General features: G+C 71.8%; 15 protein-coding genes. 4 read left to right on the top strand and 11 right to left on the bottom strand.

The genetic code is table 11. The features are described 5' to 3' along the window. Positions 1–21: 21 nt before the first annotated feature. Positions 22–624: a dephospho-CoA kinase gene (coaE, locus tag ABH941_RS06510; protein WP_370127613.1), complete on the top strand. Its 603-nt coding sequence runs from the start codon at positions 22–24 to the stop codon at positions 622–624. A 95-nt stretch (positions 625–719) separates the two neighbouring features. Here coaE and treZ read toward each other — a convergent pair whose 3' ends face one another. From treZ to glgX, 3 genes are all read right to left on the bottom strand, one after another. Beyond that, positions 720–2,477, bottom strand: coding sequence for a malto-oligosyltrehalose trehalohydrolase (gene treZ / locus ABH941_RS06515; RefSeq protein ID WP_370127614.1), 1,758 nt, complete (start codon positions 2,475–2,477; stop codon positions 720–722). Positions 2,478–2,480: 3 nt separating this feature from the next. Further along, positions 2,481–4,898 (bottom strand): malto-oligosyltrehalose synthase, encoded by a 2,418-nt coding sequence (gene treY / locus ABH941_RS06520; protein WP_370127615.1) that lies wholly within the window; start codon positions 4,896–4,898, stop codon positions 2,481–2,483. A 70-nt stretch (positions 4,899–4,968) separates the two neighbouring features. Continuing rightward, positions 4,969–7,143 carry a glycogen debranching protein GlgX gene (gene glgX, locus ABH941_RS06525; RefSeq protein WP_370127758.1) on the bottom strand — a complete coding sequence of 725 codons (2,175 nt, stop codon included), beginning with the start codon at positions 7,141–7,143 and terminating at the stop codon, positions 4,969–4,971. Between the two features lie 423 nt (positions 7,144–7,566). On the opposite strand from glgX, the gene ABH941_RS06530 reads away from it, so the two are divergent. Next, positions 7,567–8,802, top strand: a complete 1,236-nt coding sequence (locus ABH941_RS06530) for an SAV2148 family HEPN domain-containing protein (protein ID WP_166682693.1) — start codon at positions 7,567–7,569, stop codon at positions 8,800–8,802. A gap of 67 nt (positions 8,803–8,869) precedes the next feature. After that, entirely contained in the window at positions 8,870–9,583 is a 714-nt protein-coding gene (locus ABH941_RS06535) for an exonuclease domain-containing protein (RefSeq protein ID WP_370127616.1), read from the top strand. An 84-nt stretch (positions 9,584–9,667) separates the two neighbouring features. Here ABH941_RS06535 and ABH941_RS06540 read toward each other — a convergent pair whose 3' ends face one another. Beyond that, positions 9,668–11,995: an MMPL family transporter gene (locus ABH941_RS06540; RefSeq protein ID WP_370127617.1), complete on the bottom strand. Its 2,328-nt coding sequence runs from the start codon at positions 11,993–11,995 to the stop codon at positions 9,668–9,670. 435 nt (positions 11,996–12,430) lie between these two features. Between ABH941_RS06540 and ABH941_RS06545 the strand changes: the two genes are divergently transcribed. Further along, complete coding sequence (locus ABH941_RS06545; protein WP_370127618.1) at positions 12,431–14,611, top strand: MMPL family transporter; 2,181 nt, start codon at positions 12,431–12,433, stop codon at positions 14,609–14,611. A 58-nt stretch (positions 14,612–14,669) separates the two neighbouring features. Here ABH941_RS06545 and ABH941_RS06550 read toward each other — a convergent pair whose 3' ends face one another. The 7 genes from ABH941_RS06550 to ABH941_RS06580 form a co-directional block, all read right to left on the bottom strand. Next, complete coding sequence (locus ABH941_RS06550; RefSeq protein WP_370127619.1) at positions 14,670–15,161, bottom strand: MarR family winged helix-turn-helix transcriptional regulator; 492 nt, start codon at positions 15,159–15,161, stop codon at positions 14,670–14,672. Further along, positions 15,158–15,805, bottom strand: a complete 648-nt coding sequence (locus ABH941_RS06555) for a DJ-1/PfpI family protein (RefSeq protein WP_370127620.1) — start codon at positions 15,803–15,805, stop codon at positions 15,158–15,160. Before ABH941_RS06555 ends, ABH941_RS06550 begins: the two co-directional genes overlap by 4 nt. 12 nt (positions 15,806–15,817) lie before the next feature. Then, positions 15,818–16,390 carry an RNA 2'-phosphotransferase gene (locus ABH941_RS06560; RefSeq protein WP_370127621.1) on the bottom strand — a complete coding sequence of 191 codons (573 nt, stop codon included), beginning with the start codon at positions 16,388–16,390 and terminating at the stop codon, positions 15,818–15,820. 47 nt (positions 16,391–16,437) lie between these two features. Next, complete coding sequence (locus ABH941_RS06565) at positions 16,438–17,175, bottom strand: sirohydrochlorin chelatase (RefSeq protein WP_370127622.1); 738 nt, start codon at positions 17,173–17,175, stop codon at positions 16,438–16,440. Continuing rightward, entirely contained in the window at positions 17,172–18,116 is a 945-nt protein-coding gene (locus tag ABH941_RS06570) for an ABC transporter permease (protein ID WP_370127623.1), read from the bottom strand. Before ABH941_RS06570 ends, ABH941_RS06565 begins: the two co-directional genes overlap by 4 nt. Next, positions 18,103–18,900 carry an ABC transporter ATP-binding protein gene (locus tag ABH941_RS06575; protein WP_370127625.1) on the bottom strand — a complete coding sequence of 266 codons (798 nt, stop codon included), beginning with the start codon at positions 18,898–18,900 and terminating at the stop codon, positions 18,103–18,105. The genes ABH941_RS06570 and ABH941_RS06575 overlap by 14 nt, the downstream gene beginning before the upstream one ends. 108 nt (positions 18,901–19,008) lie before the next feature. Then, entirely contained in the window at positions 19,009–20,136 is a 1,128-nt protein-coding gene (locus ABH941_RS06580) for an aliphatic sulfonate ABC transporter substrate-binding protein (protein WP_370127626.1), read from the bottom strand. Positions 20,137–20,314 lie beyond the last annotated feature (178 nt).

The following is a 20,314-nucleotide window of genomic DNA, read 5'->3' on the forward strand; positions in this document are numbered from 1 at the left end:
CGCTCCCGCTAGGCTGCGCGCATGCTGAAGGTCGGACTGACGGGCGGAATCGGTGCGGGCAAGAGCGAGGTGTCGCGGCTGCTGGACTCTTACGGGGCGGTGCTGGTCGACGCGGATCTGATCGCCCGTGAGGTGGTGGCGCCGGGGACGCCGGGGCTGGCGGCGGTCGTCGCCGAGTTCGGCGAGGAGGTGCTGCTGCCGGACGGTGCGCTGGACCGGCCCAAGCTGGGCTCGGTGGTGTTCGCCGACCCGGCGCGGCTGGCGGCGCTGAACGCGATCGTGCATCCGCTGGTGCGGGACCGCTCCGCCGAGCTGGAGCGGCTGGCCGGACCCGGCGATGTGCTGGTGAACGATGTGCCGCTGCTCGCGGAGAACGGGCTGGCGAAGGTGTTCGACCTGGTCGTCGTCGTCGACGCGGCGGAGGCGACCCGGCTGGACCGGCTGGTGCGGCTGCGCGGTATGCCCGAGAGGGAGGCGCGGGCCAGGATGGCGGCGCAGTCCTCACGGGAGGACCGGCTGGCCATCGCGGACCTGGTGATCGACAACGACGGCCCGCTGGAGGCGCTGGAGCCGCAGGTGCGCGAGGTGTGGGCGGAGCTGCGGCGGCGGGCGCGGCGGTCGTAGCACCTCCCAAGGGGTTGTGGAGCCGACGCCCGTGCGCTGAGGGGGCGTTGGCGGGTGCGGGCCGTGCGTGGTTGGCAGCGCAGTTCCCCGCGCCCCTAGGGGGTTGCCTGGCCGATCCAGGCGGAGTGTGCGGGGAGGGTGATTGATGGGCCGTCAGGTGTGGTGGGGGGGAAGGCGGCGAGGGTGGTTGTTGACGTCGCGTCAAGGGGGACGGTGCGGGGTTCGTCGGAGAGGTTGACCGCGGTGCGGTAGGGGCCGCGGTGCAGGACCAGCCAGCGGTCGGTCTCGTCGCAGGTGACGTGGACCGCCGAGAGGTCCGGGTCGGTGAAGTCCGGGTGGGCGCGGCGGAGCGCGAGCAGGGTGCGGTACCAGGCGAGCAGTTCGGCGTGGGGTTTGCGGTGCGGCTCGGTCCAGTCCAGCTTGGAGCCGAGGAAGGTCGCCGGGGCCTGTGGGTCGGGGACCTCCTCGGCGCTCCAGCCATGCCCGGCGAACTCGCGGCGGCGGCCGTTGCGTACGGCCTCGGCCAGATCCGGGTCCTGATGGTCCGTGAAGAACTGCCAGGGGGTGAGCGCGCCCCACTCCTCGCCCATGAACAGCATCGGGGTGTACGCGGAGGTGAGCACCAGGGCCGCGCCCGCCGCCAGCAGACCGGGGTCGAGCTCCGCCGAGATGCGGTCGCCGAGGGCGCGGTTGCCGATCTGGTCGTGGGTCTGCAGGTAGCCGAGCAGCCGGTGGGCCGGGATGCGGTGCACCGGCAGCGGCCGGCCGTGGCTGCGCTCCCGGAACGAGGACCAGGTGCCGTCGTGGAACCAGCCCCGGGTGAGGGTCTTGGCCAGCCCGGTGATCGGCCTGGCGGCGAAGTCGGCGTAGTAGCCGTGGTCCTCGCCGGTGAGGGCGGCGTGCAGAGTGTGGTGCAGGTCGTCGCTCCACTGGGCGGTCAGGCCCAGGCCGCCGGCCTCGCGGGCGGTGATCACGCGCGGGTCGTTGAGGTCCGACTCGCCGATCAGGAACAGCGGCCGTCCGGTGGCGGCGGCCAGGGTGTCCACGGCGGTCGCCAGCTCCTCCAGGAAGTGCACGGCCCGGGTGTCGACCAGGGCGTGCACGGCGTCCAGACGCAGCCCGTCGACGCGGTAGTCGCGCAGCCAGGCCAGGGCGCTGCCGATGAGGTAGCGGCGGACCTCGTCCGAACCGGGGGCGTCCAGGTTCACCGCGGCGCCCCAGGGCGTGTGGTGACGGTCGGTGAAGTACGGTCCGAAGCGCGGGAGGTAGTTGCCGGACGGGCCCAGGTGGTTGTGGACGACGTCCAGGACGACGCCGAGGCCGCGGCGGTGGGCGGCGTCGACGAAGCGCTTCAGCCCGTCCGGGCCGCCGTAGGGCTCGTGGACGGCCCAGAGGGACACGCCGTCGTACCCCCAGCCGTGGGTTCCCGGGAAGGGGCAGACGGGCAACAGTTCGACCAGGTCGACGCCGAGTTCGACGAGGTGGTCGAGGCGGGCCGCGGCCGCGTCGAAGGTGCCCTCCGGGGTGAAGGTGCCGATGTGCAGTTCGTAGAGGGTGCTGCCGGGGAGGGAGCGGCCCTGCCAGGGCGTCGCCGACCAGGGGAACGCGGCGTGGTCGGTGAGTTGGGACGGGCCGTCGGGGCCGTCCGGCTGGCGCGGGGAGCGGGGGTCGGGGAGCAGGGTCGGGTCGCCGTCCAGCCGGAAGCTGTAACGAGAGCGGGACGGGTCGGCCGGGGCGGTGGCCTCCCACCAGCCGGGGTGGGCCCGGGCCCGGGCCATGGCGGTGGGGGCGCCGTCGACCTCGACCTCGACGCGGTGCGCCAGGGGGGCCCAGAGCTGGAAGCGGTGGGCCATGGGTCAGGACTCCTGGGGGGTGCGGACGAGCAGGGCTACGGGGAGTTGCTCCAGCAAGGCGGCCAGCGGGATGTTGCCGGTGCGGACGGGGCCTTCGGTGAGGGCGTCGGTCCATTGTCCTGGCGGGAGGGGGAGGGTGGCTTCGCCCCAGCCGCCGGACTGTTCCAGGCGGTATGGCAGGCGGGTCGCCAGGGCCAGGATGGTGTTGCCTCGGAGGTAGGCGATGGCGTTGTCGTGGGTGGGGAGGGGGGTGTAGGAGCCGGTGAATGCCTCTGGGCAGGTGCGGCGGAGGTGCAAGGCTGTGGTGGTGAGGTGGAGTTTTTCGGGTGCAGGTGGTGCCTGGTTGCTGTTCGCGCAGTTCCCCGCGCCCCTAAAAACAACCCCGGCAAGGCCGTCGAAGTCGATCGGGTGGCGGTTGTCGGGGTCTACCAGGGTGTGGAGGGGGTGTTCGCTGCCCTGGTAGAGGTCGGGGACGCCGGGCATGGTGAGGTGGAGCAGGGTGGCGGAGAGGGTGTTGGTGCGTTCGTAGGGGGCCAGGCGGGTGGTGAAGGCGGTGATGCGGGCGGCGAGTTCCGGGGTGCCGGGGACGGCCCGGGCGAAGTCCTCGACGGCGCGTTCGTAGTCGACTTCCGGCGCGGTCCAGCTGGTGCGGAGCTTGGCCTCGCGGACGGACTTGAGGGCGGCGGCGGCCAGTCGGTCGGCGTCGATCGGCCAGGCGGCCAGGGCGGTCTGGAAGACCAGGTAGGCGGCGTTGGCGTCGCCGTCGGGGGCCGGCAGCAGCTTGGTCCAGGCGTCCAGTTCGCTGCGCCACTCGTCGGGGAGTTCGGCCAGGACGGCCAGGCGGGCGCGGGCGTCGGCGCTGCGCTTGGTGTCGTGGGTGGAGAGCACCGTCATCGCCGCGGGGCGGTCGCGCTGCATCCGGGCGCAGTAGGCGTGGAACTCGGCGGGGGAGAGCCCGGGGCTGCCGGGGTCGCCGCCGACCTCGTTCAGCGAGAGCAGCGGATAGCGGCGGTAGAAGGCGGTGTCCTCGACGCCCTTGGCGGCGACGGCGGAGGCGGTCTGGGCCAGCCGGATCCGGAACTCGTCCTTGGCCGGGCTGCGGCCGTACCGGCCCAGAGCCAGGTCCCGGACCAGGTCGGCGGTGGCGGCGTGGTGGGCCGGCAGCAGGGTGCGGGCAGTGGCGGCCGCACCGGTGGTCCGCTCGATGTCGGCGGGGGTGTCCGGCTCGCCGGGGACCGGGTAGGGCCGGTAGACCGGGTAGGCGGCCAGCGTCGCGGCTATCGCCTGCCGCAGCGCCCAGACGGGGTGGTCGCGCAGTTCGGGGGCGTCGTCGGCGCATATCGCGGTGGCCAGCCGGGTGAGCCGGCTCACTTCGGCGGCCAGCGCGCCCTCCGGCGCCGTCATCTCGGTGCGGCCGCGCCTGGCGGCGGCGGTGGCGCTGTCGACCGGGGCGCCCAGATAGTCGCTGTAGACGCCGGTCAGGGCTGCCGTGCCCGGGCCGTCGGTGAGCACGGCGTCGATGCGGCGCAGGGCGTCGTAGCCGGTGGTGCCCGCGCAGGGCCAGTCCTGGGGGAGCTCCTCGTCGGCGGTGAGGATCTTCTCGACGACGACGTACGCCCCGCCGGTGGCCTCGGCCAGCCGGGCCAGATAGCCGCGCGGGTCGGCCAGGCCGTCCGGGTGGTCGATGCGGAAGCCCTCGACCACGCCGTCGGCGTGCAGGCGCAGCAGCACCTCGTGGGTGGCCCGGAACACCTCGGGGTGTTCGACCCGGACGCCGACCAGGTCCGAGACGGTGAAGAAGCGCCGGTAGTTCAGCTGGGTGCGGGCCATCCGCCACCAGGCCAGCCGGTAGAACTGCTGGTCGAGCAGTGCGGGCAGCGGCAGCTGCTCGGTGCCGGGGCGCAGCGGGAAGGCGTGGTCGTAGTAGCGCAGGACCGGCTCGCCGTTCCAGGTGTCGGTCTTGAGGTGCGGCAGCTCGGCGCCGAGGCGGTCGGCGAGGACGGGCAGCAGGACCCGGCCGGCCCCGGCCGCCCAGTCGACGTCGAACCAGGCCGCGGTCGGGGCCTGTGGGCCCTCGCGGAGCAGCTGCCACCAGGCAGGATTGCGGTGGGCCGGGACCGGGGCGGCCATATGGTTCGGCACGGCGTCCACGATCAGGCCCAGGCCGTGCGCGCGGGCGGTGGCGGCCAGGGCGCGCAGCCCGTCCTCGCCGCCGATCTCCTCGCGGACGCGGCTGTGGTCCACCACGTCGTAGCCGTGGGTGGAGCCCGTCACGGCCTCCAGGACCGGGGAGAGGTGCAGGTGGGACACCCCCAGCCGGGCCAGGTAAGGGACAGCGCGCCCGGCCTCGGCGAAGCCGAAGCCGGGCTGGAGCTGCAGGCGGTAGGTGGCCGTCGGTGCGCTTGCCTGTGCGGCGGTCATGTCCTCACGCTTACCCCGTTCGGGGCGTTCGCACGACCCCGGCGGGACCACCCGGGGGAAAGCGGCGGGTTCAGGCCGGGCGCTGGAGCACCATCATCGACCGGTCCGCCAGGTGCAGGCCGTCCCCGGCGCGGACCTTCTGGCCGGTGCCGGGGGCGATGACCCAGGGCAGCGCGGTGTCGACGACGACCTGCCACTCCCGGCCGTGGTTGATCGGGACGGTGAAGTCGATGCCCTTGTCGCCGGCGTTGAACAGCAGCAGGAAGGAGTCGTCGGTGATCTTGCCGCCGCGCCGGTCCGGTTCGGAGATGGCGTAGCCGTTGAGGAAGACGGTCAGCGACTTGGCGTACGAGGCGGACCAGTCCTGGCCGGTCATCTCCTCCCCGCCGGGGGTGAACCAGGCGATGTCGGTGAGGTCGTCGTGGGTGCCGGAGACCGGGCGGCCGTGGAAGAAGCGGCGGCGGCGGAAGACCGGGTGGTCGCGGCGCAGCCAGACCATGTGCCGGGTGAACTCCAGCAGCTGGGCCGAGGCGTCCTCCTCGGTCTGCGGTTCCTCCTCCTCGGGGGAGGACGGCATCCGGCTGGGGCCCATCGCGGCCTCGGGCCAGTGCACCCAGGAGATGTCGCTGTCCTGGCAGTAGGCGTTGTTGTTGCCGCTCTGGGTGCGCCCGAACTCGTCGCCGTGCGAGAGCATCGGGACGCCCTGGGAGAGCATCAGGGTGGCGATGAAGTTGCGCTGCTGACGGCCTCTCAGCGCGAGCACGCCGGGGTCGTCGGTGTCGCCCTCGGCGCCGCAGTTCCAGGAGCGGTTGAAGCTCTCGCCGTCCCGGTTGTCCTCGTGGTTGGCGCCGTTGTGCTTCTCGTTGTAGGAGACCAGGTCGCGCAGGGTGAAGCCGTCGTGGCAGGTGACGAAGTTGATGGAGGCGATGGGCCGGCGGCCGTCGTCCTGGTAGAGGTCGGAGGAGCCGGTCAGCCGGGAGCCGAACTCGGCCAGCGCCGCGTTCTCGCCGCGCCACAGGTCGCGGACGGTGTCCCGGTACTGGCCGTTCCACTCGGTCCACAGCGGCGGGAAGTTGCCCACCTGGTAGCCGCCCTCGCCCACGTCCCAGGGTTCGGCGATCAGCTTGGCCTGGGAGACCACCGGGTCCTGCTGGACCAGGTCGAAGAACGAGGAGAGCCGGTCCACCTCGTGGAACTGGCGGGCCAGGGTCGCCGCGAGGTCGAAGCGGAAGCCGTCGACATGCATCTCGGTGACCCAGTAGCGCAGCGAGTCCATGATCAGCTGGAGCACGTGCGGATGCCGCATCAGCAGGCTGTTGCCGGTGCCGGTGGTGTCCTCGTAGTAGCGGCGGTCCTCGGCGAGCCGGTAGTACGCGGAGTTGTCCAGGCCGCGGAAGGCCAGGGTGGGGCCCAGGTGGTTGCCCTCGGCGGTGTGGTTGTAGACCACGTCCAGGATGACCTCGATGCCGGCCGCGTGCAGGGCCTTCACCATGGACTTGAACTCCTGCACCTGCTGGCCGCGGTCGCCCAGCGAGGAGTAGGCGTTGTGCGGGGCGAAGAAGCCGATGGTGTTGTAGCCCCAGTAGTTGGCCAGCCCCAGCTCCACCAGTCGGTGGTCGTGGACGAACTGGTGCACCGGCATCAGTTCGATCGCGGTCACGCCCAGCTTCACCAGGTGCTCCACCACGGCCGGATGCGCTATTCCGGCGTAGGTCCCCCGGATCTCCTCGGGGATGCCCGGGTGGAGGTAGGTCAGGCCCTTGACGTGGGCCTCGTAGATGACGGTGCGGTGGTAGTCGGTGCGCGGCGGCCGGTCGTTGCCCCAGTCGAAGAAGGGGTTCACCACCACCGAGGCCATGGTGTGCGGGGCCGAGTCCAGGTCGTTGCGCTGCTCCGGCGAGCCGAAGTGGTAGCCGTAGACGGACTCGTCCCAGTCGACCCGGCCGCTCATCGCCTTGGCGTAGGGGTCCAGCAGCAGCTTGGAACCGTTGCAGCGGTCGCCGTTGCGCGGTTCGTAGGGCCCGTGCACCCGGAAGCCGTAGCGCTGCCCCGGCTGGACGCCGGGGAGGTAGGCGTGCCGGACGAAGGCGTCGGTCTCCCGCAGTTCGACCGAGGTCTCCGAGCCGTCGTCCCCCAGCAGGCACAACTCCACCCGTTCGGCGACCTCGGAGAACACGGCGAAGTTGGTTCCGGCGCCGTCGTAGGTGGCACCCAGGGGGTACGGATGTCCCGGCCAGACCTGCATCGTCGTCAACAACTCCCACTAGTGCCCGTGCCGACCCCCGGCAGAGAAGATCGGCAACCGTCAGGTGGCCTATGCCCAGGGAAAGGCTCCGTCATGTCCACTCGCATCGTGTCGCAGCGCGTGCCCGCTCATGGCGGTTTCCCGGGTACTTCGCCCGAACGGGTGTCCCAGTGGCCCACGGTGACGGTGTGACAGCGCTGCGGAAGCGGGCGGTGACGGAAGGGATCCCACAGTACTCTTGATCGTCCGGAGTCACCCGGACGGCCTACTGTGAGCGCTCCGGCGCGGTACGTTGTCGGCGACGGTTCGGCGACTCCCCGGCAGCGCTCCGGTGAAGTCGTATGAAGTCGTGTGCAGTTGAATCGGCGGGTGAATCAGCGTGCGGGTGGGTCGGCACGGTCGAGAGGAACGGTGAGGTCCGGGATGGTCGTCCCCGACGGGGGTGCCGCGGGAGGCACGGCGCGGGGAGAGGCCCCGACCACGGTCGTCCGAGGCGGCCCGGGGCGGACCGTACCGCACCAGCCGGGCCCGCTGGAGCCCTCGCTGGCCTGGCCCGCGGCGGCCTGGGACGAGGCCAGGCTGCGGGTCCGCAGGGCCGGGCGCGCCTACGTCTGGCTCAACCTGGTCGAGCAGCGGCTGCGCTCGGTCGTCGCCGAGGTGCTGCGCCCGGTCTACGAGCCGGTGCACGGCGAGGACTGGGTGATCGCCGCCGCCGGACCGGCCGGCGAGGAGTGGGTGCAGCGCGCGGGCGCGGTCCGCGAGGTCAGCCGGCGCAAGGGCTATCTGCTGGACCCGGACGACGACTCCCTTGTGGTGTTTCTCACGCTGCCGCAGCTGCGCGAGCTGATGGTCCAGCACTGGCCGTGCTTCGAGCCGTTCCTGAGCGACCGCCGGGAGGTCGAGGTCGCCCTGGACGAGCTGGAGGTCGCCCGGCACGTGGTCTCCCGCAACCGGGCCCTGTCCGAGAACGTGCTGGCCCAGGCCGAGCGGGCGGCGTCCCGGCTGCTGCAGCTGCTGGACGGACGGGTCGACACCACCCGGCTGCGCGCCCCGGTCGACGTGGTCGAGGAACTGGTCGGTGACCGCTACGCCGACGTCATCGGGGTCCACCCGGACCGGGTCAGGCTGCAGCGGGACCTGCCGGTGGAGGACCTGCTGGCCGGGGCCCGCCGGCTGGACGCGGTGGGGATCTCGCTCAACCTGCTCTGCCAGAACTTCACCGGGCGGCGGCTGGTCGGCCTGGCCGACAGCGGCTGCCGGATCCGGCTGCTCTTCCTCAACCCGGCCAGCAGCGCGCTGCGCAGGCGCGAGCGGGAGCTGGGCATCGGGCGCGGTGAGCTGGGCAAGGCCGTGGAGACCAACATCATGCACGTCCGCCGGGTCCGGGCCCGGCTGCGGGACGCCGGCTCCTTCGAGATCCGGGTCTACGACGAGATGCCGCGCTTCTCCGCCTACCTGGTCGACGGGGACGGTCCGGACGGGCTCGGCGTCGTCCAGTCCTATCTGCGCCGCTCGCGCGGCATAGAGTCCCCGGCGCTGGTGCTGCGCGGCGGGACGCCGGGCCCGATCCTGTCCGGACGGCCCCCCGAACCGGGCCTGTTCCAGGTCTACCAGGAGGAGTTCGAGGGCGCCTGGAGCGACTCCCGCTCGGTGTCCTGACCCCCCGTCCTGTTGTCAGTGGTGCGCGGGATGATGGTGACGCACGCGGACGAGAGGACGACACGCCATGAGCTGGCTGCACGACACCCTGGTCGGATTCGACCTGGAGACCACCGGGACCGACCCCGCCGAGTCGCGGATCGTCACCGCCGCGCTGGTGGAGGCCAAGGGCGGCGAGGTGGTCCGCGAGCGGGACTGGCTCGCGGACCCCGGCGTCGCCATCCCGGACGAGGCCGCGGCGATCCACGGGATCGTCACCGACCGTGCCGTGGCCGAGGGCCGTCCCGCCGCGGAGGTCGCGGAGGAGGTCGCCGCCGCGCTGTGCGCGTACTGGCGGGCCGGGGTCCCGGTGGTGGTGTTCAACGCCTCCTTCGACCTCAGCCTGCTCGCCGCCGAGCTGCGCCGGCACGGCCTGCCCTCGCTGGAGCAGCGGTTGGGCGGGCGGGCCCCTGGCCCGGTGCTGGACCCGCTGGCGGTGGACCGCGCCGTCGACCGGTACCGCAAGGGCTCGCGCACCCTGCAGAGCGCCTGTGCGGTGTACGGGGTGGAGCTCGCCGACGCGCACCGGGCCGGCAGCGACGCCCTCGCCGCGCTGCATGTCGCGCTGGCGCTGGGGCGGAAGTACCCGCAGGAGGTCGGCGGGCTCGACCCGGCGGAACTGCACACCCGTCAGGTCGGCTGGTACGCGACCTGGGCGGCGGGTCTGCAGGAGTGGCTGCGGAAGAAGGACCCGCAGGCGGTGGTGAGCGTCGAGTGGCCGACGCGCGCGGCGGTCGGCTGACCCTCTCCCCCCGTGTGGAGAGGCTCAGCCGACCGGGTATGCGGCGCTACCGGGGAGATACGCGCCCCCGGCGCGAACGGTTCGTCAGAAACCTTCCCTGGCGGTGAAGGCGGGTGCCGGAGCGGGGGCCGGGACCTCGCGGCGTGGCTCGGCCGGCTCCGCGGGCGTCTCGCCGTGGCCCAACTGGGGCAGCCAGCCGAGCCAGCGGGGCAGCCACCAGTTGCGCTCGCCCAGCAGGCTCATCACCGAGGGCAGCAGCACCGCGCGGATGACGGTCGCGTCGATCAGGACGGCGACGGCCAGGCCGATGCCCATCTGCTTCATGGACTGCATGTCCAGGGTGCCGAAGACCGCGAACACCGCCACCATGATGGTCGCCGCGCTGGTGACCACTCCGGCCGTGGTGGTGATGCCGTGGGCGACGGCGGCCCGGGTGGGCAGGCCGCGGTCGTGCGCCTCCTTGATCCGGGAGACGACGAACACGTGGTAGTCCATGCTCAGCCCGAACAGGATGACGAAGAGAAAGAGCGGGACCCAGGTCTCGATCGCGCCGACGCCCGAGGTGCCCAGCAGTGAGGCCCCCACTCCGTGCTGGAAGACCAGCGTCAGCGCCCCGTAGGAGGCGGCGACCGAGAGCAGGTTGAGCGCGAGCGCGGTCAGCGCCACCGTGACCGAGCGGAAGGAGAGCAGCATCAGCAGGAAGGCGAAGCCCATGACGAAGGCGAACACGGGCAGCAGGCTGCCGGTCATCTGCGTGTTGAAGTCCTCCGAGCCGGCCGTCTGACCGGTGACGTCGGCCTCGGTCCCGGCCACCTTGCCGAAGGTGTCGGGGACCAGCGTGCCGCGCAGCGCGGCGAGGGCGTCGCCGCTGGTCCGGTCGTTGCCGCTGCCGGCCATCGGCACGTCCACGGTCTCGATGTGCTGGGCCGGGTAGCGGGTGACGGTGATCGGGTCGTGCAGCAGTCCGGTGGCCACGGCGCGGGACTTGAAGTCGGCGAGGGCGGTGGCCATCGCGGGCGAGTCCAGCCGGTCGGACCGGACCACCACGGTGGCCTGGTTGGGGTTGCCGGGGAAGGCCGTGGCGATCTTCTGCTGGGTGGTCACCAGCGGGTTGCCCCTGGGCAGTTGCTGGGCGAAAGTCAGGTTCGCGGTGTGCATGGTGAGCAGCGGCGCGGCCAGGGCCAGCAGGAAGGCGGTGGCGAGGCCGGCCGAGACCAGCGGGCGGCGCAGCACCCGGCCGAGCACGGCCCGCCAGAAGGCACTGCCGGCCTCGGCGCCGGGGCCGGAGGTGGCACCGGCGGAGGCGGAGCGCAGCATCCGGCGGCCCAGGAACGGGACGCGTCCCTTCATCACCCGGTCGCCCAGCATCGACAGCAGCGCCGGGAGCACGGTGACCGAGCCGAGCACCGCGGTGATCACGACCAGGATGGTGGCCATGCCCATGGCCTGGAAGTCGGCGATGCCGGTGAGGAACATTCCGGCCATGGCGACGACCACGGTGAGCCCGGAGACCATGACGGCCCGTCCGGAGGTGGCCGCGGCGATCTGCAGCGCGGCCTCGGCGGAGTGGCCCCTGGCCCGCTCCTCGCGTTCGCGGCGCAGGTAGAACAGGCAGTAGTCGACGCCGACGGCCAGCCCGACCAGCAGCATCACCGAGGAGGCGTCGTCGCTGGTGTGCAGCAGATGGCTGCTCAGCGCGACCAGTCCGCCGGCCGCGATGAAGGCGGTGAGGGCGAGCAGCACCGGCAGCACGGCGGCGACCAGGGCGCCGAAGGCGATCAGCAGGATGCCGAGGGCCAGCGGCACGGCGGTCCACTCGGCACGGCTGAAGTCATGGCTGAAAGCGTCCTGGAACCACTTGTCGGCGCTGGCGTCGCCGAACTCCTGGACGGTCAGGTCGGCGTGGCGGGCCTGGACGCCGGAGACGGCGGCCAGCACCGGGGCGACCCGGTCGGCCGCGGTGGCGGGGTCGCCGGCCATGGTGACCACGACCAGCGCCGAGTGGCCGTCGGGGGCCACGGTGCCGTTGCTGTAGGGGGACTTCACGGCCGAGGCCGCGCCGGTGGCCCTGACGGCGGCGACGGTGTCGTCGACGGCGGTACGGAAGTGCGGATCCGTGGCGGTGAAGGAGCTGCTCTGGATCAGTACGGTCTCGGTGGCCGGGGAGTGCAGCCCCGCCGCGGCGATCAGCTGGTCGGCCCGGCCGGACTGGCCCAGGCCGTTGTCCTTGCTGGTGGTGTGCAGGCTGCCGGCCATCCCGCCGAGGACGGTGGCGAGGACGACGAACAGCAGCCAGCCGAAGACGGCGGTTTTGCGGTGCCGGGCACTCCAGCCGCCGACGGCGGCGGCGAGCCCCGGCCGTTCGGGCGCCGCGGCCCTTCGCTTCGAAGACGTGCGGGCATGCGATGTCACGGTGGTCCCCCAGGGCCGGATTCGGAAGGTGCGGGCGGGTGCCGAAGCACACAACCGACGCTAGTGAGCGGTGTCCTGGCGGGACATCCGGCCAGCGGGGGAGCCGTCCCTGGGTCTGGCACCAGGGGTGCCCGGGGGTTAGCCCTACCTCCGTCCCCAGGTCCGCCCTCAGGGTCGGTCTCCGCCCTGAGGGGGAGGGGACTCCACCCGGGGGACGAGGAAACCGCCGGTCGCGGCGGGTGAAGATAGGTCCCAGACATCTGAGAGTTCTGTGAGAGCGACAGGACCGAGGATCCGACTTGCCGCGCGGCTAGTTGCTTTCCTATGATGCCGACACCGAACTTACCTGCCGACCGGCTAGCACTGCCGAACCGATCGCGCTGCCCGTGCACTGTCGCCGGGGCGGAGTGATCCACGCCTTGGAGGCACACCCAGATGTTTCATCGGATAGGACGCACCGTCGTGCGTCACCCGGTCTGGACGATCGTGGCGTGGGTCGTCGCGGCCGTCGTGATCGCCATGACGGCGCCGACCCTGGCGTCCAACAGTGACGAGAGCAGCTTCCTGCCCAAGAGCTACGAGTCCATCCAGGCGATGACGCTCCAGCAGAAGGCGTTCCCCGCCGCGTTCACCCCGGCCGCCGAGGCGCTGTTCCAGCGCACCGACGGCCAGGCGCTGACCTCGGCCGACAAGGCCACCATCGCGACCGTCACCACCGCGCTCAACAAGGAGACCATCAAGGACGTCCAGGGAGTCTTCCAGGGCGCCTACTCCGCCGACGGCAAGTACGGCCTCAGCCTCGTCAAGATGGACGAGAAGAGCAACGGCCAGCCCTCGCAGGCGGACGCCGCCAAGGCGCTGCGCGCCGATCTGGCGACGCTGACCAAGGGCACCGACATCAACGCCAAGCTCGGCGGCTCGGCGGCGCAGGTCCTCGACCAGCAGGACGCGTCCAAGCGCGGTCAGTCGCTGATCGGCATCGGCACGTTCGTCATCATCATCGTGGCGATGGTGCTGATCTTCCGGTCCCCGCTGATGGCGATCCTGCCGCTGGTGCTCATCGGCGTGGTGGCGATGGCCGCCAACGGTCTGATCGCCGACATCACCAAGCTGCTCGGACTGTCGTCCAACTCCTCGGTGTCCGGCATCCTCATCGTGGTGCTGTTCGGCGTCGGCACCGACTACATCCTCTTCCTGATGTTCCGTTACCGAGAGCGGCTGCGGGCGGGTGACGACTCCAAGGAAGCCATGATCACGGCGGTCGGCCGGGTCGGCGAGGCCATCGCCTCCGCCGCCGGCGCGGTCATCATCGCCTTCCTGGCGCTCTCGCTCTCCTCGGTCTCCTTCCTCAAGCAGATGGGCCCGGCCCTGGCCATCTCGGTCGGCGTCACCCTGATCGCGGGCCTCACCCTGGTCCCCGCCGTCTTCTCGCTGATCCCGCCGCGGGTCCTGTTCTGGCCGTCCAAGAAGTGGCAGATCGAGCCGCAGGGCTCCGCCTTCGCCAAGGTCGGCCGTGGCGTGCAGCGCCGTCCCGCGCTGGTCGCGGTGGTCTCCGGCCTGCTGATGGTCGCCCTGGCGCTGGTCGCCACCAGCTACAAGGCCAGCTTCGACTTCGCCTCCAGCTCCATGCCGAAGACCAAGGAGTCGATGGTCGTCCAGGACACCATCACCAAGGCCTTCAGCGCGGGTGCCGCCCAGCCCACCCAGGTCTACCTGAGCACCGAGAACGGCACCCCGCTGGACAAGGCCGCGGTGACCGCGTTCGGGCAGAAGCTCAGGACGGTCGCGGGCGTGAACACGGTGGCCCCGGTGCAGTACAACAAGGACGGCAGCACCGCCAGCTTCTCGGTGATCCTCAAGTTCGACCCGCAGAGCTCCGCGGCGATGAACACGGTCGACAGCATTCGCGGGGTCGCCCACGCCAACGCGCCCAATGGGGACAAGGCGCTGGTCGGCGGTGTCTCGGCGGTCTACAAGGACATCAACAAGGCGATCAACCACGACTACCTGGTGGTGTTCCCGGTCGCCGGGCTGCTGATCATGCTGATCCTGGGCCTGATGCTGCGCAGTGTGGTCGCGCCCTGGTACCTGATGGCCTCCGTCGGCCTCGGCTTCGCGGCCACCCTGGGCGCCACCGTGCTGATCTTCCAGCACATCCAGAACCAGTCGGGGCTGATGTTCATGCTCCCGGTGTTCATGTACCTGTTCGTGGTCGCCATCGGCACGGACTACAACATCCTGATGATCTCCCGGCTCCGCGAGGAGGCCCGCGAGGGCCGCGAGCCGAGAGAGGCCGCGTCGCAGGCGCTGCGCCACGCCGGGCCCACCGTGGCGGCGGCCGGAGCGATCCTGGCCGGCACCTTCGCCAGCATGATGCTCGCCGGGAACACCCTCTTCTCGGAGATGGGCTTCTCGATCAGCTTCGGCATCGTGATCGCGGCCTTCGTCATGGCGATGTTCTTCACCCCCTCGTTGACCGCGCTGATCGGGCACGCCGCCTGGTGGCCCGGCCGTGCCGACCGGCACGTCGGCAGCGGCGAGAGCCTCGTGGTGGCGGGCAACGTCCCGGCCGCCCTGGAGGAGAGTGACGACGTGGACTCCGCCTCGCGGAGGTAGTCCAGCGGGTAGAGCAGCACGGACAGGTGAGGGCCGTCGTACTCCGGTACGGCGGCCCTCACTGCTTCGGGTCCGCCAGGATGGACTCCATCGCCGCGGACAGTGCCTCCAACGCCGTCACGGCCTCGGCCAGCCGCTGCGGGCCGAGGCGGTCGACCAACTCCCGGGCCAGCTCGCCGTGGGCCGGGCCGATGGCGTGGACGGCGGCGCGGCCCTCGTCGGTGGCCAGCACCAGCTTGGCACGGCGGTGCGCCGGATTGGGGAGGTACTCGGCCAGGCCCTGTTCGACCAGCAGGTCGGCCAGCCGCTGGACGCTCTGGCGGGTGATGCCCATGGCCCTGGCGATACCGGCGACGGTGAGCGGCTCGACCAGGACCGCGCCCAGCACCTGCCAGCGGGCGGCGGTGAGCCCGATCGGGCGGGAGAGCTGTTCTGCGGCCTCCAGGAACAGGCCGTTGGCCCGGAAGGAGCCCAGCGCGGCGGCGGAGAGCAGGGCGCCGGGCGTGGGCGCGAGGTCCTCAAGGTCCGTGAGTTCTGCCTGGTCGGTCATGCCGCCGCCGAGACCAGGGCCATCAGCTCACCGTAGGCGGCGGTTTCGGAGCGGGAGAACAGCCGGAACCAGGCGTCCAGCACGGCCGGTTGCCAGACCCCCAGCTCGGCGATGATCTCGCGGGCGAAGGCCACCGAGTCGGTCGGCCCCGCGGTGATCAGGCCGCGGTCGCGGACGGCGTCGGCCTCCTGGTACCGCTTGCCGCCGGGGTAGCCGGTCATCGCCAGGTACTCGGCGGCGGCCCCGGTGTGGTCGCGGTCGTCCAGCAGGCCCTCGGCGGCGAAGCCGAACACGGCCCCGCAGATCGCGGCCACCGGGACGCCGGCGTCAAGGAACTGACGGGCCTTCAGTGGGAAGGCGCAGTGGCCGCCCTCCTCCCAGCCCCCGCCGCCGGGGACGATGAGCATGGCGCTGTCGGTGGGGGAGAGCCCGTCCAGCGTCAGGTCCGGGACGACCGTCAGTCCGCCCATGGTGCGGACCGGGGTCCTGCTGGTGCCGACGGTGCGGACCTCATGGGGTGTGCCCTCGGTCTGGAAGGTGCCGCTGCGCAGCTGCGCCACCGCGAGGGCCGCCTCCCAGTCGGCGAGGCCGTCGTAGACGGCGAGATGGACGGTGGGCGCTGCGGCTGCCGGTGAATTCGTCATGACAGTATTCTGTCACTTTGACAGGATGCTGTCGATAGTGACGTACTCCGGCGGGACGGCGTCCGTCAGCCAGACGCCGTTGGCGCTGACCCGGAAGCGGTGGCCGTCGGCGGCCATGCGCGCGGCGTCGACGGTCAGGACGACCGGACGGCCCCGGCGGGCACCGACCCGGGTGGCGGTCTCCATGTCGGCGGAGAGATGCACGGCGTGCCGGTTCATCGGGCGCAGGCCCTCGCGCCGGATCGGGTCCAGCGCCTGCGGATGGGTGCCGTGGAAGAGCCGCGCCGGCGGCTCGGCGTCCTCGTAGCCGAGGTCGACCTGGACCGAGTGGCCCTGACTGGCCCGGATCCGGGTGCCGGTCGGGTCGAAGGCGAAGCGCCGCTTGTCGTTCTGCTCGACGACGAAGTCGAGCTGCTCGCGGGTGAGCGGGCGGCCGCGGGCCGCGAGAGCGGCGAGGAGGTCGCTGACTTCCACCCAGCCAGCCGGGTCGAGGGTCAGGCCGATGCGGTCGGGGTCGTGCCGCAGTACCAGGGAGAGGAATTTGGAGGTTTTCACCATTCGCTTGTCGGTTGTGGATTCGGACATGCAGCGAAGGTAGCGGGAGGCCCTGGCCCCGGTCACCTGATTATGTGTCAGGCGGCAAGCACGGTACGCCTGGTGTCGGCCCGCAGCGCCTGGTCGTGGCGGCGCAGCAGCAGTTGGGCCAGTTCCGGGGTGGCGCCCAGCGGTGCGGCGACGGTGTCCACGCCGGCCGCCGACGCCTCGGCGGCGATGCGGTCCGGGAGCAGGCCGGGGGCCAGCAGGTAGGGGGCGACGGCGATGTCCGCCAGGCCGCGGGCGCGCAGCGCGGCGACCGCGTCGGCGACCCGGGGCGGGGCCGCGGAGGCGTGGGCGACCTCGACCGCGCCCCAGCCGCGGAGGCGCTGCCAGTGGGCGGCGACCTCGCGGGTGACCGCGTTGGCGGCCGGGTCGGAGGAGCCGGCGGCGGCGAGGACGACGCCGGTCCGCGGGGAGGGGTGGACGCCGGCCTCGGCGAGGCGCTGGTCCAGGGCGTCCAGCAGCAGCGGCGAGGGGCCGAGGACGGCGCCTTGACGAATGGTCAGGTCAGGGTGGTTCTCGGCGAGCACGGCCGGGATGTCGCTGCGGGCATGGAAGGCGTGGTTCAGCAGCAGCGGGAGGGCGACGACCGGCCCCCGGAGCCGGGAGAGCACCTGCGGGATCCGCGGCGCGCAGTGGTCCAGATAGCCCACCTCGACCGACTGGGCGGGCCGCTGCGCCCGCACCAGCGCCGCCAGGTCGGTGACCGTGGCGGCGTGGCGCGGGTCGCGGCTGCCGTGCGCGACCAGGAGCAGGGTGGTGCCGGTGGTCATCGACGGGCCACCAGCAGACCGCGCGAGCGGAGCACCCGCCGTTCCATCGGGGCGAAGATCAGCAGCTCGATGCCGACGCCGACCAGCAGGATCAGCAGGATGGTGGAGAGCACCCCCGGCATGTCCTGGACCTCGCGGGCGTTCTCCAGCGACTGGCCGAGGCCGAGGCCCAGCGCGGGCGAGCTGGCGATCAGCTCGGCGGCCATCAGCGAGCGCCAGGCGAAGGCCCAGCCCTGCTTCAGCCCGGACAGGTAGCCCGGCAGCGCGGCCGGGAGCAGCACGAACCAGATGCCGCGCAGCCCGGTGGCGCCCAGCGTGCGTCCGGCGCGCAGGTAGAGCGGCTGGATCTGGTCCACACCGGCCACCAGGCCGTTGGCGATCGAGGGGACGGCGCCGAGCAGGACGACGGCGTAGATGGTGGCGTTGCTGAGCCCGAACCAGATCACGGCGGCCGGGACCCAGGCGACCGACGGGATGGACTGGAGCCCGGACAGGATCGGCCCGATGGCCGCGCGTATGGGCTTGACCTTGGCGACCAAGAGGCCGAGTGGCGTGCCGATGGCGACCGAGGCCAGGAACCCGAGGGCGCCGCGCGACAGCGAGGTCCAGATGGTGCCGAGGATGGTGCCCTGGAGCCACTGGTCGTAGAGGCTGTTCCAGACGTCGAGCGGGCTGGGCAGCAGGTCGGGCCGCTTGATGTGGGCCGCGTAGGCGAGCTGCCAGAGCAGCAGCACCAGGGCTATCGCGACCAGCGGCGGGACGACCTTGCTGACCAGGACGGAACGCAGCGAGGCGCGTTCGAAGGTCTGGGTCTCCAGGGCGTCGAGGCCGGCGCCCAGGGCCGCGGCGTCGGCGGCCTTGTCGACGACGCCGTTGACGCCCTTGACGCCGTCTGCGCCGGCCTCGGGGGTGGTCTCGGTCAGCTGCTCAGTGCTGGACATGGCGGCGGATCTCCCCTCGGAGCTGGTCGGTGATCTCGATGGAGAGGTCCGCGACCGCGGCATCCTCGATACGGCGCGGCTGCGGCAGGTCGATCCGCCACTCGCGGGCGATCCGTCCGGGCCGGGAGGACAGCAGCACCACCCGCTGGGCCAGCCGGACGGCCTCGCGGACGTTGTGGGTGACGAAGACGACGGAGATGGACGTCTCCGCCCAGATCCGGGTGAGCTCCTCGTGCAGCACGTCGCGGGTGATGGCGTCGAGGGCGGCGAAGGGCTCGTCCATCAGCAGTACCTTGGCGTCCTGGGCGAGCGCGCGGGCCAGTGCCACCCGCTGGCGCATGCCGCCGGAGAGCTCGTGCACCCGCTTGCGGTAGGCGCCGCCGAGGCGGACCAGTTCGAGCAGCCGCTCGGCCTCGGGACGGCGTTCGGCGCGCGGCAGGCCGCGCAGCCGCAGCGCGAGCTCGATGTTCTGTCCGGCGGTCAGCCAGGGGAAGAGCGCGTGCTCCTGGAACATCAGCGCGGCGCGGCCGCCGGGCACCTCGATGGTGCCGCTGCTGGGCTTGTCCAGCCCGGCGACCAGGTTGAGCAGGGTCGACTTGCCGCAGCCGGAAGCGCCCAGGAGGCAGACGAACTCGCCGGGGGCGACGCTGAGGCTGATGTCGTCGAGCACGGGGTGTTCTGCGCCGGCGCGGCCGAACGACTTGCTGACGTGGTCGAGCGTCACGGCGGGCGGTTCCGTGGCGAGGGCGGGGCTGGGCAGCTGGTCGGTGACTACCGAAGCCATTCGGTCACCTCCTGGAACGGTGCGGGAAAAGGGACGTGGTGAGAAGTGCGGGGCCGGGGCCCGTCCCGCAGGCATCGACATGGATGCGGGACGGGCCCCGGAGCATGGCTACTGCGCGCCGAGGCCGGCGGCGGAGACGGTCGGCTGCCCGGCTGCCGTGAGGACCTTGTTGAGCAGGGTCAGGTCGTAGATCCCGGTCAGGTCGGGCTTGGTGAGCAGGCCGGCGGTGACCGCGTGGTCGGCCTCGCTCTGCAGCGAGGAGGCCAGCGGGTCGTTGGTGACGGACAGCTCGGACCAGGCCGAGTCGAGGACCTTGGTGGACAGGGCCTTCTTGGTGAGCGCGGTCAGCGCGGTGTTGGCGTCGGTCTTGGCCTCGGCCGGGTTGGCGATGATCCAGGCGTTGGTGTCCACGGACGCCTTCAGCACCGCCTCGACCACGTCGGGGTGGGCCTTGAGAAAGGTCTGCGAGACGATCACGTTGGTGGACACGAACTTGCCGTCCGGCCACAGGCTCTTCTCGTCGACCAGCACCTTCGCGCCTTCGGCCACCAGCTTGGAGGCGGTGGGCTCGGGCACCCAGGCGCCGTCGATGGCGCCGGTCTGGTAGGCCGTCGGCGTCAGCGAGTTGTCGGTGCGGACCACCGAGACGTCGCCCTGACCGGACTTGGCGTCCACCTTGAAGCCCTTGGTGGACAGGAAGTTGAGCAGCGCCACGTCCTGGGTGTTGGCCAGCTGCGGGGTGGCGATCTTCTTGCCCTTGAGGTCCGCGACGCTCTTGATCTTCGCGGGGTTGACCACCAGCTCCGCGCCGCCGGTGGTGGCGCCGGAGATGATCTTCAGTGCGGTGCCCTTGGACTTCACGTACCCGTTGATCGACGGGGAGGGGCCGATCCAGCCGATGTCGATGGCACCGGAGTTCAGCGCCTCGATCTCGGAGGGTCCGGCGTTGAAGATCTGGGTCTTGATGGTGGTCGAGCCCAGGTCCTTCTGGAACTGCCCGTTCTGGATCCCGATCAGCGGCGTCGCATGGGTCAGGTTGGCGAAGTAGCCGATGTGGACCGTGTCCGCGGAGAGCTTGGCGCCGGTCGCCGAACCGGAGGCGGCGGCCTGGGTGGCGGCGGACGACGTGGTCGACTTGGAGCCGTAGCCGCAGGCGCTGAGCAGACCGACTGCGGCCAGGCCGGCGCCGGCCACGGCGAGCGAACGTCTGACGCGGGTGCGGTGAAGAGCAGACATGAAGGGGTCCCTAACGATGGTTGGCAGGAAGGATCAGGAGGTCTGACGGAGCGTCAACAGCCCGTGGCGCGACAGTGGGCTATGCCGCCCTGTCCCGCACCGAGCGCGCCGCTGCCGACCCGCCCGCCTTCCTTCGCCATGCGGGAGAAAGCCTCGCCGCCCATCCTGTGAATCCCTT

The organism is Streptacidiphilus sp. EB103A, from assembly GCF_041261405.1.
Taxonomy (GTDB): Bacteria; Actinomycetota; Actinomycetes; order Streptomycetales; family Streptomycetaceae; genus Streptacidiphilus.

What these genes read in the sequence shown, in the direction of transcription:
- coaE (WP_370127613.1), top strand. Translation starts at nt 22, where the DNA reads ATGCTGAAGGTCGGACTGACGGGCGGAATCGGTGCGGGCAAGAGCGAG.
- treZ (WP_370127614.1), bottom strand. Translation starts at nt 2,477, where the DNA reads ATGGCCCACCGCTTCCAGCTCTGGGCCCCCCTGGCGCACCGCGTCGAG.
- treY (WP_370127615.1), bottom strand. Translation starts at nt 4,898, where the DNA reads ATGACCGCCGCACAGGCAAGCGCACCGACGGCCACCTACCGCCTGCAG.
- glgX (WP_370127758.1), bottom strand. Translation starts at nt 7,143, where the DNA reads ATGCAGGTCTGGCCGGGACATCCGTACCCCCTGGGTGCCACCTACGAC.
- ABH941_RS06530 (WP_166682693.1), top strand. Translation starts at nt 7,567, where the DNA reads ATGGTCGTCCCCGACGGGGGTGCCGCGGGAGGCACGGCGCGGGGAGAG.
- ABH941_RS06535 (WP_370127616.1), top strand. Translation starts at nt 8,870, where the DNA reads ATGAGCTGGCTGCACGACACCCTGGTCGGATTCGACCTGGAGACCACC.
- ABH941_RS06545 (WP_370127618.1), top strand. Translation starts at nt 12,431, where the DNA reads ATGTTTCATCGGATAGGACGCACCGTCGTGCGTCACCCGGTCTGGACG.
- ABH941_RS06550 (WP_370127619.1), bottom strand. Translation starts at nt 15,161, where the DNA reads ATGACCGACCAGGCAGAACTCACGGACCTTGAGGACCTCGCGCCCACG.
- ABH941_RS06555 (WP_370127620.1), bottom strand. Translation starts at nt 15,805, where the DNA reads ATGACGAATTCACCGGCAGCCGCAGCGCCCACCGTCCATCTCGCCGTC.
- ABH941_RS06560 (WP_370127621.1), bottom strand. Translation starts at nt 16,390, where the DNA reads ATGTCCGAATCCACAACCGACAAGCGAATGGTGAAAACCTCCAAATTC.
- ABH941_RS06565 (WP_370127622.1), bottom strand. Translation starts at nt 17,175, where the DNA reads ATGACCACCGGCACCACCCTGCTCCTGGTCGCGCACGGCAGCCGCGAC.
- ABH941_RS06570 (WP_370127623.1), bottom strand. Translation starts at nt 18,116, where the DNA reads ATGTCCAGCACTGAGCAGCTGACCGAGACCACCCCCGAGGCCGGCGCA.
- ABH941_RS06575 (WP_370127625.1), bottom strand. Translation starts at nt 18,900, where the DNA reads ATGGCTTCGGTAGTCACCGACCAGCTGCCCAGCCCCGCCCTCGCCACG.
- ABH941_RS06580 (WP_370127626.1), bottom strand. Translation starts at nt 20,136, where the DNA reads ATGTCTGCTCTTCACCGCACCCGCGTCAGACGTTCGCTCGCCGTGGCC.